A 13,417-nucleotide genomic window follows, 5' to 3' on the forward strand; every position below is an offset into this window, starting at 1 on the left:
CGGGCGGGTCGGCTGAGTGGTCATAGCGGTCTCCTGGGGCGGTAGGGAGTGACGGGAGCGGGCGCGGTGGAGGGGGAAGGCGGAAAGCTTGTCCAGATAGTGAGCAACCTTCTGGCTCTTTACCGGGTTCTTATGGCGTCGAAGACTCGCTGACGTCTCGTCAACTTGCCTGTGGCGAAGGGGAAGCGCTCGCCGGTGCCCGGTATTTCACTGATGTCCGTATTGCGGGACGCCTTGACTGGAGCATGGCGGGTCCTTAGGTTCGCCTTACCTTACTTCCTATCGAAGGTTTTCAGCCATGCCTAGAACCGTGCTGCGTTCGCTCGCTGTCGCCGTCCCGCTCGCCTTCGCCCTGACCGCCTGCGGCGGCGGAGCTGCCGACGAGGGTGAGAAGACGCCCGCCGAGGGCCAGGCGAAGGAGACCGCACCGGCCGGTGTGGCGCACCAACACACCGTGCTCGAGGCGGAGATCGCGGCCAACGGCGGCGAGACCAAGGCCGGCGACTACCGCATCGGCTACATCGTCGAGGCGGCCGAGCCGTGGTTCGAGTCCAAGGAGGGCGGCAAGCACGCCGCGCACGGCATGGACGGCAAGCTGGTCAACCGTGAGCCGGTCAAGGGCGAGACCCACCACATCGAGATCATCCCGATGGAGGCCAAGACCGGCCGCATCGTCCCGGATGTGCCGATCCGCCTCGAGGTCGTCGACAGCAAGGGCAAGGTCGTCCAGGCCCAGGACCTGAACTTCTACTACGCCGAGTTCTTCCACTACGCCAACAACTTCTCCATCCCCAAGGGCGGCAAGTACACCCTGCGCGCCACGCTGGAGCGGCCGACGTTCCTGCGGCACGGCGCCAGCGGTGAGAAGCCCGCGTTGGGCGAGCGGACCACCGCCACCTTCCGCGACGTGGAACTCAAGTCGGGGAACTGACCGGTGGCGCCGACCTCCGAGAGACCGACGGCCGCTCTGGTGCCCCTGCAGGTCGGGGTACCAGGGTGGGTAGCGCCTGCCGACGACCGTCGCCCCACACCGGCCTGGGCACTCGTCGCCCTGGGAGTCCTGAGCTCCACCGCCCTGTTGGCCGCCTGCTGGGTGGCCGACCACGTTCATGCCGATGCGACCTTGCAGACCGCAGCCCGCTTTCTGCATCTCGTATCGCTCGTCGTCGGGCTTGGCTCCGTACTCGCCGTCGACTGGTTCGCCCTGCTGTGGGTGCTCGGACGGCGCCGGCTGCCCGAGGTCCTGCGCACCGCCTGCACCCTCCAGGTCCCGATATGGCTGGGCCTCGCCGGCCTTGTCGTCACCGGCCTGTTCCTCCGCCCCGACCTGGAATCGCCGCTGACCCTGCTCAAGCTGGGGCTCGTGCTTGCCATCACCCTCAACGGCCTTTACGCACATTGGCTCGGGCAGCGCCTCGACGGGTACCGGGACGGCCGGGTGCCGCGCCCGCTGCGCATCCGATCCGCTGTGGCCGCCTCGGTCAGTCAGCTCGGCTGGTGGGGCGCCAGCTTGATCGGCTTCCTCAACAGCCAGTCCTGACCACGACGGACGAGCTGTATCGCCAACTGCTTCGAGGGATGCCTGCGCAGCCTCTATGCGGGAGCGAAGCGCCTCGGCCTCCTCGCGCAGAATCTTCCGTCGGTGCAGCGGATCGGAAGTGGCGGCCATCGAGCGGATGGTGTCGAGGGGGAGCCCCGCCTCCTTGGCGCGCATGATGACGGCGACGCGAGTGAGGTCGGCGATGCCGTAGCGGCGCCGCCCGGCACCATCGCGTACAGGGGAGAGCAGCCCCAGAGTCGAAGAACTACGGTCCCTGTCCTACGAGTTGCTGGGCGGCGGCGCCGGAAAGTCAGTGGTGGACGTGGGGTGCGGCGCTGCCCGGGCCGTGGCGGAACTGATCGGCCAGGGTGTGAGGGCCATCGGTGTCGACCCGAGTGAGCGGATGATCGCAGTGGCCCGCGACCGGTGGCCCCAGGCCGACTACCGGATCGCCGGAGCGTACGAGTTGCCGCTGCCGGACGCCTCGGTGGACGGTTACCGGGCGGACAAGGTGTTCCATGAACTGGCCGAGCCTGAACGGGCGTTGGAGGAAGCCCGCAGGGTTCTGGCCCCCGGAGGGCGGATCGTGCTGGTCGGGCAGGACTGGGACACGTTCGTCATCGACTCATCCGATCCCGCCCTCACACGCACGCTCGTGCACGCCCGCGCAGGTATGACCGCGGGCCCTCGTACCGCTCGCCGGTATCGCAACCTGCTCCTTGACGCCCGCTTCGACGACGTGACGGTCGAGGTGCACACAGGTGTCTTCACCGGGCCGACGATGCTGCCCGTGCTCGTCGGACTGGCCGAAGGAGCCTGTTCCGTCGGTGCCGTCACGCGTGAGCAGACGGACAGGTGGATCGCCGAACAACGCGCGCGGGCCGAGGCGGACCGGCTGTTCCTGGCCTTGCCGATGTTCGTGGCGGCGGCGACGGCCGTGAGGGCTTGAGGCCGGGCGCGCAACCGTCAGAGACGCACGCGGTCGAGGTGGGATCAACCGAAGTGTGGTCACTCCCCAGCGATGCCGAGGAGAATCCGCGCCAGTTCGCTCGGCTGAGAGAGCATCGGCCAGTGGCCGGTATCCATCTCGATCAACTGCCAATGCTCGCTGGTCAGCAGCTCGGCCACGTCGTCACTCGGCTCAGGGTCACCGAGTGTGCACTTGACGTACGCCGCCGGGAGATCGCCGAGCGGCCGTTCCAGCGCGGCGGGTTCGGTCAGTGTGGCGCCCGGATGTGGCGTCGAGCCCTCCACGAGCCGTGTGATCTGCTCGTCGGTGAGGCCGTGTCCCTCGTAGTGGGCCGTGGGCGCGACCGGCCAGAATCCGCTGTTCTCGACGATCGATGCCCTCACCATCGCACCGCCGTCCGGCCAAGCGGAGACGAACGGTTCGCCATCGGCCGGGACGCTGGCGTCGACGAAGACCACACGGGCCAGCCGGTCAACGATCCGCCCGGCAGCCTGACCGACGGGGATGCCTGAGTAGCTGTGACCCACCAGGACGACCTCGCGCAGATCCTGGCGCTCGACCTCGTCAACGATGTCCTGGACGTGGGTCTGCTGCCCGGCCGGCACACCTTGCTTCTCAGCGAGCCCGGACAGCGTCAGCGGGTGGACGCCGTGGCCGGCCGCACCCAGATGGGGCAGCACCTCGTCCCACGCCCACGATCCGAGCCGTGCACCTGCGACCAATACAAAATTCGCCATGACCTATTGCCTCGCGCCTTCCTCCGCTGTCGCCGCCCAGGTGGCCAGGAGTTGCAGCTTGTCGTGGTCCGGGGTGTGGGGCGCGGCGCTGTACGCGGTGAGGGTGAGGCCGGGCTGGGCCGGGAGTTCCATGGCGTCGAAGTCGAGGGTGATGACGCCGACGGCCGGGTGGCGGAAGGACTTCCGGCCCGTGTAGTGGAGGCGCACGTTGTGTTGGGCCCAGGCGGTGCGGAACTCCTCGCTGCGGGTGACGAGTTCACCGATCAGGCCGGTCAACTCGCGGTCGCCGGGCGCGCGTCCGGCCTCGGTGCGCAGTAGGGACACGGTGGTGTTCACGGACTCGTCCCAGTCGGGGAAGTAGTCACGCCCGGCGGGGTCGAGGAACTGGAACCGGGCGATGTTGACCGTCCGCTGGGACCCGTCCGCGTACAGCGGGCTGTACAGGGCGCGGCCCAGCGGGTTCGTGGCGAGGACATCCAGGCGGCCGTTGCGGATGAAGGCCGGGCAGTCGCTCATGGAGTTGAGCACGCGCAGAGCGCTGTCGGGGAGTGGCCCGCGGGGGCGCTTGGTGCGGCGCGCGGGGCGTTTGGCGGCGGCGCGGGCCAGGTCGTGGAGGTGCGCGCGTTCGGCCTCGTCGAGCTGCAGGGCGTTCGCGACGGAGTCGAGGACTTCCTCGGAGGCGCCGGCGAGGTGGCCGCGTTCCAGACGTACGTAGTAGTCGACGCTCACGCCGGCGAGCAGGGCGACCTCCTCGCGGCGCAGGCCGGGCACGCGCCGGTTGCCGCCGTACGCGGGCAGGCCCGCCTGCTGCGGGGTGATCTTGGCGCGGCGGGAGGCCAGGAACTCGCGGATGTCGCTCTGCGTACTCACGCCTTTCAGGCTAAGTCGGCTTGTGGCCGCGTGGGGGGTTCTGTCGGTACCTGGAACAGCAGTCCCTTCCTCATCTTTCTGACCTGCGGTTTCCTCGATATCGGCACCGATTGAGGCCGTACAGGAGCAGCCGTACGGGAGTAACCAGCTTGACCGAGGAGTTCGTGCCGACCACCCACACACATCCCCCTCTCACCTCCCATCTCCAAACTCACGGAGCGACACCCCCATGAGCAAGGTCTTCTTCATCACCGGCGCCGGGCGTGGCCTGGGCGCGGACATCGCCCGCCAGGCCCTCGCCGCCGGTCACCAGGTCGTGGCCACCGGCCGCCGCCCCGAGCGCGTCCTCGACGCCCTCGGCGGCGAGCGGGACAACCTCCTGGCCACCGCCCTGGACATCACCGACCCGGCCGCCGCCGAGCGGGCCGTGCGGGCCGCCGTCGACCGCTTCGGCCGCATCGACGTCCTGATCAACAACGCCGCGAACTTCTACGCCGGGTTCTTCGAGGAGCTCTCCGATGCCCAGCTCCGCGCGCAGATCGAGACGAACCTCTTCGGCCCGATGAACGTCACGCGCGCCGCCCTGCCCGTGCTGCGCGCCCAGCGCTCCGGGCACGTCATCACCATCTCCTCCCTCGCGGGAGCGGTCGGCGTCGACTTCTGCGTCGCCTACTCGACGGCCAAGTTCGGCATCGAGGGCTTCATGGAGTCCCTGCGCCACGACGTCGAGCCGTACGGCATCCACACCACGATCGTCGAGCCGGGCTTCTTCCGTACGGAACTCCTGGTGGACTCGTCGACGACGTACGCGGAGCTGTCCATCGACGACTACGCGCAGCGCACCGCCGAGACGAAGAAGGTCTGGGAGTCGATGAACGGGCAGCAGTCCGGCGACCCGGTGAAGCTCGCCGACGCGCTGCTCTCCGTGGCCGCCCTCGACCAGCCGCCGCTGCGCTTCGTCGCCGGTGACGACTGCCTGCAGGCCGTCGAGGCCAAGGCGAGGGAACTGCTCGCCCAGGTCGAGGCGTCCCGCGAACTCGGCTCGGGCCTCGCCCACACGGACGCCTGACGCGCACGCCCCACTCCAGCACCGAGGATCGAACCATGGAACACGTCACCAGCACCCCCACCGCGAAGGCACCCGCCGAACGCTTCACCGGCGACGTCTACCTCAACCTCATCGAGAACCCCACCGAACCGGCACGCCTGGCCATGGGCCTGGTCCGCTTCACCCCCGGCGCCCGCACCAACTGGCACTCCCACGCCCTGGGCCAGGTGCTGCACATCACCGACGGGGCCGGCCTGGTCGGCACCCGCGACGGCCACGTCGTACGTGTCAGGGCGGGGGAGACGGTCAAGTGCCCAGCGGGGGAAGAACATTGGCACGGCGCCACCGACACCAACCTCATGGCCCACATCGCGGTCGTGGTCGGCGACGGAAGCGGTGACGGCACCACATGGCTGGAGGCCGTCACCGACGAGCAGTACGACAGGGCCCTCAGTGAGGGGTGAGACGGGCCTTGGTCAGGGCGAAGGACGTACCGCGCTCCGTGGAGGTCTTTTCAGAGGCGGCGCATCCAGCTGGCTATGCCGTGGCCGAGCGCCAGGTAGATCAGCGCGGGCAGGCCGTAGTTGAGGATGACGCGGAGCCCCTCGACGTCCATGGTGAAGATGTCCTGGGCCCACCAGCCGAACCATTCGGCCACGCCCTGCACGAACTCGACGAACGGGTTCGAGAGGTTGGCGTCGAGCAGGTACAGCACGATCCACAGCCCCAGGAACGCGGCCGCGATGTCACCGATCGATTGGACGAGGAGGGCGGCACGGCGCTGCCCGGAACCGTCTCGGGGGCGTTCGCGGCGGGTGGGCTGCTGGGCCGCGTAGACAGGCGGCGGAGCCTGAGCCGGACCCGGTGCGGGATAGGGGGCCTGGCCGGGGCCGTGAGCGTACGGGTCGGGGCCGTACGGGTCCGGGCCGTTGTACGGCTGGCGGGGCAGGGGGCCGTTGTCACTCACGAGGAAACCCAATCCGGCGTGTTCACGCCTCGGACACAGAGCGGAACCACGGCGGAGCCATGGCTGGATCGCGGGCTCGGCCCGCACTGCCTTCTGCGCCGCTGGACAACCCGTGCGTTACACGCGCCCACCGCTCGAACCGAGCGCGGGCGAACAGGCGGGCACATCGTGTACGTCCCGCAGTCGCACCGCAGTCGCAATCTGTGCACAACCGGGGCCGCCACCCCCCACGGGAGAGACCCCGGTTGTGCCACGTGCGGCCGCTACGTGTTCATAGCCGCATTCCGTTCAGCGGCATACCGGTTTGGAGTGTTACACCCCCACGAAAAGTGGACCTGGAATCCCCATACGTGAAGATCTCGCGAAGGCCGCGGCGAGGGCCACGGTGAGGCCGCGGTGAGGGCCGCCGTGCGGGAGGCCGGAGTGGCCGGGCGCGCTCAGCCGGACTCGCGCGCCGGTTCCGTCAGCTGCCGCCAGGTCCGCACCAGCTGGCTGAACTCCTTGACCTGGACGAGTACGTGGTCGCGCGCGGCGTTCTCCGCGGCCTCGGCGTCGCCGGAGGTGATGGCGTCGGCGATGGCGCGGTGTTCGGCCAGGGAGCGCCGCATGCGGTCCGGGACGCGCAGTTGCAGTCGGCGGTACGGCTGCAGGGCTCGCTTGAGCGCGTGGGCCTGCCCGCGCAGGTACTCGTTTCCGCAGGAGTCGTAGACGATGCCGTGGAACCGGGCGTTGGCGTAGTAGTAGGGGTCCGCGTCGCCGGCCGTCGCGTGGCTCTCGCATTCGCGCAGTGCGCCTTCGAGCTCGGCCAGTGCCTCCCGCTCGATGCGGCGTGCGGAGAGCCGCGCCGCCATCCCCTCCAGCTCGGCCATGACCTCGAACCGCTCGGCCAGCTCGGAGACGCTCAGCTCGGTGACGAACGTGCCCTGCTTGGGCCGGATCTGTACGAGTCCGGAGCGCTCCAGGGCTTGAAGCGCTTCCCGGATCGGCGTGCGGGAGCAGCCGAATTCCTGCTCGAGGCGTGCGGGGTCAAGGCGCTCGCCGGGACGGTAGTGACCGTCGACGACAGAGTTCTCGAGCGCGTCACGGACGCGCTGGGCTTCCGGGACCCGGGCCATGTGTACCTCCGAGCGGTCAGGTTATCCGGGCGCGAAGGGGGTGGTGCGGGCGCCTCGATGTGTCCTACGTTAGCTCTGTTATATATATCGTTCGGACGGAGGGTGTGGGGATGGAACGGCATGACGGCTGGCTGCTGACCGACCTGTTCCAGGCGCTCGGCCGCCGGCGCGGCGCGGATCCGGCCGCCGGAGAGCCGCCGGGCCCGCCCCCTGACTCCTCTGACTCCTCCCTCGACCAGCTGCTCGCCGCCTGCGAAGTCCTCATGAGCGGCATGGGCGAAGCCTCGATGCGCGCGGTCGCGGCCAGGGCGCTCGCCGCGTACGACGAGCTCGACGACGACGGCAAGCGGGCCTTCTTTACGCACATCACCCAGGCCTACGACGCCGACGCCGACCGGGTCCGTGCCGCCTTCCGCCGCTGGGAGGATGCCCGCGGCGCCGGATCCCGCGGCGCGGAGGAGCTCGTCCGCCTCTTCGACGTGGTCGAGCCGGCCCGCCAGCAGTTGTTGCGCCGTATGAACCATGCGCCCGACGCCACGCTCGCCCTGGTCGAGATGCGCGCGGACCTGCGCCGGTTGATGCACCGCCACCCCGAACTCCGGCCCCTCGACCACGACTTCCACCACCTGCTCACCTCCTGGTTCAACCGCGGCTTCCTGCGGATGGCGGAGGTCACCGGGGACGCGCCGAGGGAGCTGCGGCAACACCTGATGCGGGGCGAGCGGGTCCACCCGATGGGGAGCGGCGCCGAGCTCCGCCGCCGTCTGGAGCCGGAGGACCGTGCCGTCTACGCGTTCTTCCACCCGGCCACCGGGGACGTACCGCTGATCTTTGTCGAGGTCGCTCTCGTACGCGGTCTGCCGGACCGTATCGCTCCGCTGCTTGAACCGGGCCCGGCGCTCAGCCCTTCGGACGCGGACACGGCGGCGCTCTACTCGATCAACAACGCCCTGGACGGGCTGGCCGGAGTCTCCTTCGGCAGCTTCCTCATCAAACAGGTCATCGAGCAGGTGGGTGAGCAGCTTCCGCATCTGACGCAGTTCGCCACGCTCTCGCCCCTTCCCGGATTTCGGCGCTGGCTCGGTCAACAGGCTGTACATAGCGCCGAGTTGGGCCCGCTCGTCCGGGAGCTGGACGCCCTGGAGGGCGCGGAGGACCTGGCTGCGGCGGACATCGAACCGATCCGCGCCCGGCTCCTTCCCGCCCTTGCCCGGTACGTCGCGGTCGAGCGGCGCGGCGACGGACGCCCCCTCGATCCGGTCGCCCGCTTCCACCTGGGTAACGGAGCCGCCGCCTGGCAGTTGAACTGGCCGGCGAACAACTCGGCCGAGGCGTGGCGGCAGTCGTACGGCGCGATGATCAACTACCGCTACGAACCGGGAGAGTTGGAGCGCCGCCACGAGGACTTCGTCCGCCGCGGCACCGTCGCCCTCGGCCGACCTCTGAGCGACGCCTTCCCGCAGGCCCTCGCGGCTTCCACCACCGCTACCGCTCCCGCTCCCGCTGCAAACGATCGTTGAGAGAGGAACACCCCCCTCATGGCACCCCTCATGGCACCCCTCGTAGCGCCGCCCTTCACCACCATCCACCGGTCCTTCGCCGAGCAGGTGGAACGGCAGCCCGACAAGGCGCTGTTCGAGCTGCACGACGGCCGGCGGATCACCTACCGCGAGACGGCGGGCACCGTGGGGCGGATCGCCGCCCGGCTCGTCGCTGACGGTGTCACCCCTGGTGACCGGGTCGCCGCGCAGGTGGACAAGTCCCCGGAGGCCATCGCGCTGTACCTGGCGACCCTGCGGATCGGCGGTGTCTTCCTGCCGCTCAACACCGCGTACACCGGTGCGGAGATGGAGTACTTCATCGGCGACGCCCGGCCGCGCGTCCTTGTCTGCTCCCCGGAGCGGCGGGCCGACCACGCGCACCGCGCGGGGCGGGACCTCGTCGTCGAGACGCTCGGCAGCAACGGCGACGGCACTCTCCTCGAGGGCGACGGCCGCCACGACGAGGACATCGACGCCTCCGCCGACGACCCGGCGGCGATCCTCTACACCTCCGGCACGACCGGACGCTCCAAGGGCGCGGTGCTCACCCACGGCAACCTCGCCTCCAACTGCCGGGCACTGCTTGACTCCTGGCAGTTCACCGACCAGGACCGGCTGATCCACGCGCTGCCGATCTTCCACGTCCACGGACTCTTCGTCGCCGCGAACATGACGCTCGTCGCCGGTGCCTCCATGTACTACCTGCCGAGGTTCGACGTCGACACGGTCGTGGACCTGCTGCCCCGCGCCACGGTGCTCATGGGTGTGCCCACGTTCTACACGCGGATGGTGAAGCACGACCGGATCGGCCTGGAGGCCTGCGCGTCGATGCGGCTGTTCGTCTCCGGCTCGGCGCCGCTGCTCGCGAGCGACCACGAGGCCTTCGAGGCCCGTACGGGACACGCCATCCTGGAGCGCTACGGGATGACCGAGACCGGCATGAACACCACCAACCCGTACGAGGGCGGCCCGCGCAAGCCCGGCACTGTCGGCAAACCGCTGCCCGGCACCGAGATCCGGGTGGTGGACGGCGAGACCGGCAAGGCGCTGCCCGACGGGGAGGTCGGCAGCATCGAGGTCCGTGGCCCGAACGTGTTCAGCGGGTACTGGAAGATGCCGGAGAAGACCGCGTCCGAGTTCCGCGCGGACGGGTTCTTCATCACCGGCGACCTGGGCCGTGTCGACGAGGACGGCTACCTGTGCATCGTCGGCCGGGGCAAGGACCTGGTGATCTCCGGCGGCTACAACATCTACCCGAAGGAGATCGAGGAGCGGCTCGACGCCCACCCCACGGTCCTCGAGTCCGCCGTGATCGGGGTCCCGCACCCGGACTTCGGCGAGACGGTGGTGGCCGTCGTCGTCCCGGCGCCGGGTCAGGAGCCCGCGGAGGCCGAGCTGCTGAAGTTCATTGCCGGCGACCTCGCCCGGTTCAAGCACCCGCGCGCCGTACGCGTCGTCGAGGCGCTGCCGCGCAACGTGATGGGCAAGGTGCAGAAGGCCGAGCTGCGCAAGCGTTACCAGGACCTGTTCGCGGGCTCGAACGCCTGAAGGGGCAGGGCCGGCAACAGCACATCGCTAGGGCCTGTCGTTCGGATCTTGCCGGGGTCGCAGGGCCTGGCACGCACGCCCCCAAGCTCTCGGCTTCGCTCGAGCAGGGGGGACCCCCACGGCGCCGCCGTCGGTTGCCAATGCTCCGCAGTGGCGCCCTCCTCCGCCTTGCAGCTGCACGCTCCCCCAAGCTCTCGGCTCCGCTCGAGCAGGGGGCACCCCCATGACCCCGCTCAACTCGACCGATTCGCACCGCCGACCTGATCCGGCCTGATCCGAACGACAGGCCCTAGGGTCGTTCCCGTGACGCACCCCGTACCGGCCACCCGGACCGCCGCCCCCGCTGCCAAGCCCGAGCGCCCTTCCACGCACCCGAGCGTGCCCGCGGGCACACCGCGCGGGCCGCTGGACGGCCTTGACCAGCGGATCGTCGCGGCTCTGCAGATCGACGGGCGGGCCTCGTGGCGGCGGATCTCAGCGGCCCTCGGGGAGCCCGAGCGGAAGGTGGCGCGGCGCGGGCTGCGGCTCCTCGAGAGCGGGGACGTCGCCGTGCGCGGGCTCGTCATGCGGGGCGAGACGGTGATCCTGCGGATGACGTGCCGGCCGGGCACAGTGCGGGACGCGGCCGTGGCGGCGGCCCGGCGCGCCGACTGCATCTTCTCGTACGCGCTGGCCGGACCCGTCGACTGCGTGGCCGAACTGCAGTGCCCGCCGGGCCGGTTGGCGCCGCTGATGCTCGACGAGGTGCCGGCGCTGCCGGGCCTCGTCTCGCAGAGCGTGTCCCCGGTGCTGCGGTACTTCCGCACGGTGCACGAGTGGTCACCCGGGATCCTGGACGCCGGAGAGGTCGAGGCGCTCGGCGGGCCGTCCGGCACCCTGGGAGAACCCGGTCCGGCGGAGATCGAGGTCGGGCCGGAGGAGTTGGCGATCCTGGGGGCGCTCGCCGAGGACGGGCGGCGCACGTACGAGGAGCTGGCGGCCGCCGCCGGGGTCTCCGTGGCGACGGCGCGGCGCCGGGTGGAGACGCTGACGAAGGAAGGCGTCGTGAGCATCCGGGCCGCGGTCGAGCCCGCGCTGCTGGGCCTGCCGGTCGAGGCGCTGCTGTGGATCAAGGTCAGGCCCGACGAGGTGGAGAAGGCGGGCCGGCTGCTCGTCGAGTCCCCGCTCGTGCGGTACGCGGCGGTCGTGATGGGTGAGCATCAGCTCCTGGTCGACGTGACGCAGCCGTCGAAGGCCGCGCTGCACGAGTTCCTGACGGCCTCGCCGTGGGTGCGGCACGTGGAGGCCGTGCAGTCCCATCTGGTCGTCGAGTCCTTCAAGCGCAGCGGTGTCGAGTTCCCCGGCGCCAGCCAGCACGCTTCGTAACGCGACTGAAATCCTCAACATCAGCAATCTGGCGTCTTAAAACTTCATAGCGAACGAGCTATTGACTGAAAGGGTCAGCGGCTCCAGTGTGGTGCACCACACGCGTCGCGTCTCGGCCACCGGCCGGATCTGCATCACTTCGGCGACGCCCACCGTGCCTGCTGCCCTAGGACTGCCATGCCCGTTGCCCCTGGCCCCGTCGCCCCCAGCTCCGCCGAAACCACGGAAACCACGGAATCCGCCGAATCCGCCGTGTCTGCCGTGTCTGCCGCGCCTGCCGCGTCCGCCGTGTCCGGCCAGGACGAGATCTGCCTGCTCGACGCCGTCGACCTCGCGGCCCGGGTCCGCCGCGGTGAGCTCTCGGCCCGCGAGGTCGTCCAGGCCCACCTCGACCGCATCGAGCGCCACAACACCGCCGTCAACGCGATCGTCACCCTGGACGCCGAGGGCGCGCTCGCCGCGGCCGCGGCCGCCGACGAACGACAGGCGCGCGGCGAGGAGTTGGGCCCGCTGCACGGCCTGCCGATCGCCTTCAAGGACACGCACCTCACCTGCGGCATGCGCACCACGCACGGCTCACCGCTGTTCGCCGAGCATGTCCCGCACGAGGACGAGCTGCTCGTACAGCGCATCCAGGACGCGGGCGCCATCCGTATCGGCAAGACCAACGTCCCCGAGTTCGCGGCCGGTTCGCACACCTTCAACCCGGTCTTCGGCGCGACCCGGAACCCGTACGACCTGACGCGCTCGGCGGGCGGCAGCAGCGGTGGGGGCGCGGCTGCGCTCGCCGCCGGGTTCCAACCGCTCGCCGACGGCAGCGACATGGGCGGCTCGCTGCGCAACCCGGCGTCGTTCTGCAACGTCGTCGGGCTGCGTCCCACCCCCGGCCGCGTCCCCTCGCACCCCACCGGCAACCTGTGGGACACGATGGGCGTGGCCGGGCCGATGGGCCGCACCGTCGCCGACACCGCGCTGCTGCTCTCCGTCATGGCCGGGCCCGACCCCCGCGTCCCGATCTCCCTTGACGAGCCGGGCGCCTCCTTCCGCGCGCCGCTCGCGCGCGACATCGCCGGCCTGCGCGTCGCGTTCGCCCCCGACCTCGGCGGCCGCGTCCCCGTCGACCGCGATGTGCGCGACGTCATCGAGCGGCAGGCCCGGGTCTTCGAGGACCTCGGCTGCGTCGTCACCGAGGACTGCCCCGACCTGGGCGGCGCCGAGGACGTGTTCCGCACGCTGCGCGCCCAGGAGTTCCACCACGGTCTCGGCGCGCTGCTCGACAGCGACCGCGCGTCGCTGAAGTCCAGCCTCGTCTGGAACATCGAGGAGGGGCGGCGTCTGACCGGCGCCGACCTCGCCCGCGCCCGCACCGGGCACGCCCGCATCCACCTCGCCGCCACCGCCTTCTTCCAGCGGTACGACGTGCTGATCGCCCCGGTCAGCCAGGTCACCCCGTTCGCCGTCGAGTCGGAATACCCCACCGACATCGACGGGGAGCCGCAGCACACCTACCTCGACTGGATGCGCTCGGCGTACTTCGTCACCGTCCTGGGCTCACCCGCCCTCTCCGTCCCCGCCGGCTTCACCTCAGCCGGGCTTCCCGTCGGCCTCCAGATCGTGGGCCCGCCCCGCGCCGAGAGGACCGTGCTCGGGATCGGCGCCGCCTACGAGGCCGCCACCGCGCACGGACGCCGTCGCCCCTCCCTCCCGTAGCCGTTG

The 13,417-nt window shown here is 70.4% G+C and carries 13 protein-coding genes and 1 pseudogene; 9 read left to right on the forward strand and 5 right to left on the reverse strand.

The annotated features are described in order from the left end of the window. Window positions 1-298: 298 nt before the first annotated feature. Together GUY60_RS10370 and GUY60_RS10375 are read left to right on the forward strand one after the other, a co-directional pair. Entirely contained in the window at window positions 299-931 is a 633-nt protein-coding gene (locus GUY60_RS10370) for an iron transporter (RefSeq protein WP_161696180.1), read from the forward strand. A 192-nt stretch (window positions 932-1,123) separates the two neighbouring features. Next, on the forward strand, window positions 1,124-1,540 hold the full coding sequence (locus GUY60_RS10375; protein ID WP_161696182.1) for a hypothetical protein: 417 nt from the start codon (window positions 1,124-1,126) through the stop codon (window positions 1,538-1,540). A 48-nt stretch (window positions 1,541-1,588) separates the two neighbouring features. On the opposite strand, the pseudogene GUY60_RS10380 reads toward GUY60_RS10375, so the two are convergent. Then, window positions 1,589-1,795: pseudogene (locus tag GUY60_RS10380) on the reverse strand (MerR family transcriptional regulator); the annotation flags it as partial. 31 nt (window positions 1,796-1,826) lie between these two features. On the opposite strand from GUY60_RS10380, the gene GUY60_RS10385 reads away from it, so the two are divergent. Beyond that, window positions 1,827-2,489, forward strand: coding sequence for a methyltransferase domain-containing protein (locus GUY60_RS10385; protein ID WP_376771197.1), 663 nt, complete (start codon window positions 1,827-1,829; stop codon window positions 2,487-2,489). Between the two features lie 59 nt (window positions 2,490-2,548). On the opposite strand, the gene GUY60_RS10390 is transcribed toward GUY60_RS10385, so the two are convergent. Both GUY60_RS10390 and GUY60_RS10395 read right to left on the reverse strand, forming a co-directional pair. Next, window positions 2,549-3,247 carry an alpha/beta fold hydrolase gene (locus tag GUY60_RS10390; RefSeq protein ID WP_161696184.1) on the reverse strand — a complete coding sequence of 233 codons (699 nt, stop codon included), beginning with the start codon at window positions 3,245-3,247 and terminating at the stop codon, window positions 2,549-2,551. 3 nt (window positions 3,248-3,250) lie between these two features. Continuing rightward, entirely contained in the window at window positions 3,251-4,126 is an 876-nt protein-coding gene (locus tag GUY60_RS10395) for a helix-turn-helix transcriptional regulator (RefSeq protein WP_188132378.1), read from the reverse strand. Window positions 4,127-4,346: 220 nt separating this feature from the next. Between GUY60_RS10395 and GUY60_RS10400 the strand changes: the two genes are divergently transcribed. After that, window positions 4,347-5,186, forward strand: coding sequence for an SDR family NAD(P)-dependent oxidoreductase (locus GUY60_RS10400; RefSeq protein WP_161696188.1), 840 nt, complete (start codon window positions 4,347-4,349; stop codon window positions 5,184-5,186). A 35-nt stretch (window positions 5,187-5,221) separates the two neighbouring features. Further along, window positions 5,222-5,629 (forward strand): (R)-mandelonitrile lyase, encoded by a 408-nt coding sequence (locus GUY60_RS10405; RefSeq protein ID WP_161696190.1) that lies wholly within the window; start codon window positions 5,222-5,224, stop codon window positions 5,627-5,629. Between the two features lie 50 nt (window positions 5,630-5,679). Here the strand turns inward: GUY60_RS10405 and GUY60_RS39695 are convergent, their stop codons facing one another. Together GUY60_RS39695 and GUY60_RS10415 are read right to left on the reverse strand one after the other, a co-directional pair. Beyond that, complete coding sequence (locus tag GUY60_RS39695) at window positions 5,680-6,132, reverse strand: hypothetical protein (RefSeq protein ID WP_312866242.1); 453 nt, start codon at window positions 6,130-6,132, stop codon at window positions 5,680-5,682. 437 nt (window positions 6,133-6,569) lie between these two features. Further along, a complete protein-coding gene (locus GUY60_RS10415; protein ID WP_161696192.1) occupies window positions 6,570-7,247 on the reverse strand; it encodes a GntR family transcriptional regulator in 678 nt (225 codons plus the stop codon). 110 nt (window positions 7,248-7,357) lie between these two features. Here GUY60_RS10415 and GUY60_RS10420 point away from each other — a divergent pair, with 110 nt between their 5' ends. The 4 genes from GUY60_RS10420 (at window position 7,358) to GUY60_RS10435 (ending at window position 13,411) form a co-directional block, all read left to right on the forward strand. Continuing rightward, on the forward strand, window positions 7,358-8,767 hold the full coding sequence (locus GUY60_RS10420) for a malonyl-CoA decarboxylase domain-containing protein (protein ID WP_161696194.1): 1,410 nt from the start codon (window positions 7,358-7,360) through the stop codon (window positions 8,765-8,767). Between the two features lie 18 nt (window positions 8,768-8,785). Continuing rightward, window positions 8,786-10,336 carry a malonate--CoA ligase gene (locus GUY60_RS10425; RefSeq protein ID WP_246234649.1) on the forward strand — a complete coding sequence of 517 codons (1,551 nt, stop codon included), beginning with the start codon at window positions 8,786-8,788 and terminating at the stop codon, window positions 10,334-10,336. 303 nt (window positions 10,337-10,639) lie between these two features. Next, on the forward strand, window positions 10,640-11,701 hold the full coding sequence (locus tag GUY60_RS10430) for an Lrp/AsnC family transcriptional regulator (protein WP_312866243.1): 1,062 nt from the start codon (window positions 10,640-10,642) through the stop codon (window positions 11,699-11,701). 261 nt (window positions 11,702-11,962) lie between these two features. Further along, window positions 11,963-13,411 carry an amidase gene (locus GUY60_RS10435; protein ID WP_312866244.1) on the forward strand — a complete coding sequence of 483 codons (1,449 nt, stop codon included), beginning with the start codon at window positions 11,963-11,965 and terminating at the stop codon, window positions 13,409-13,411. Window positions 13,412-13,417 lie beyond the last annotated feature (6 nt).

The organism is Streptomyces boluensis (genome assembly GCF_009908195.1).
Classification (GTDB): domain Bacteria; phylum Actinomycetota; class Actinomycetes; order Streptomycetales; family Streptomycetaceae; genus Streptomyces; species Streptomyces boluensis.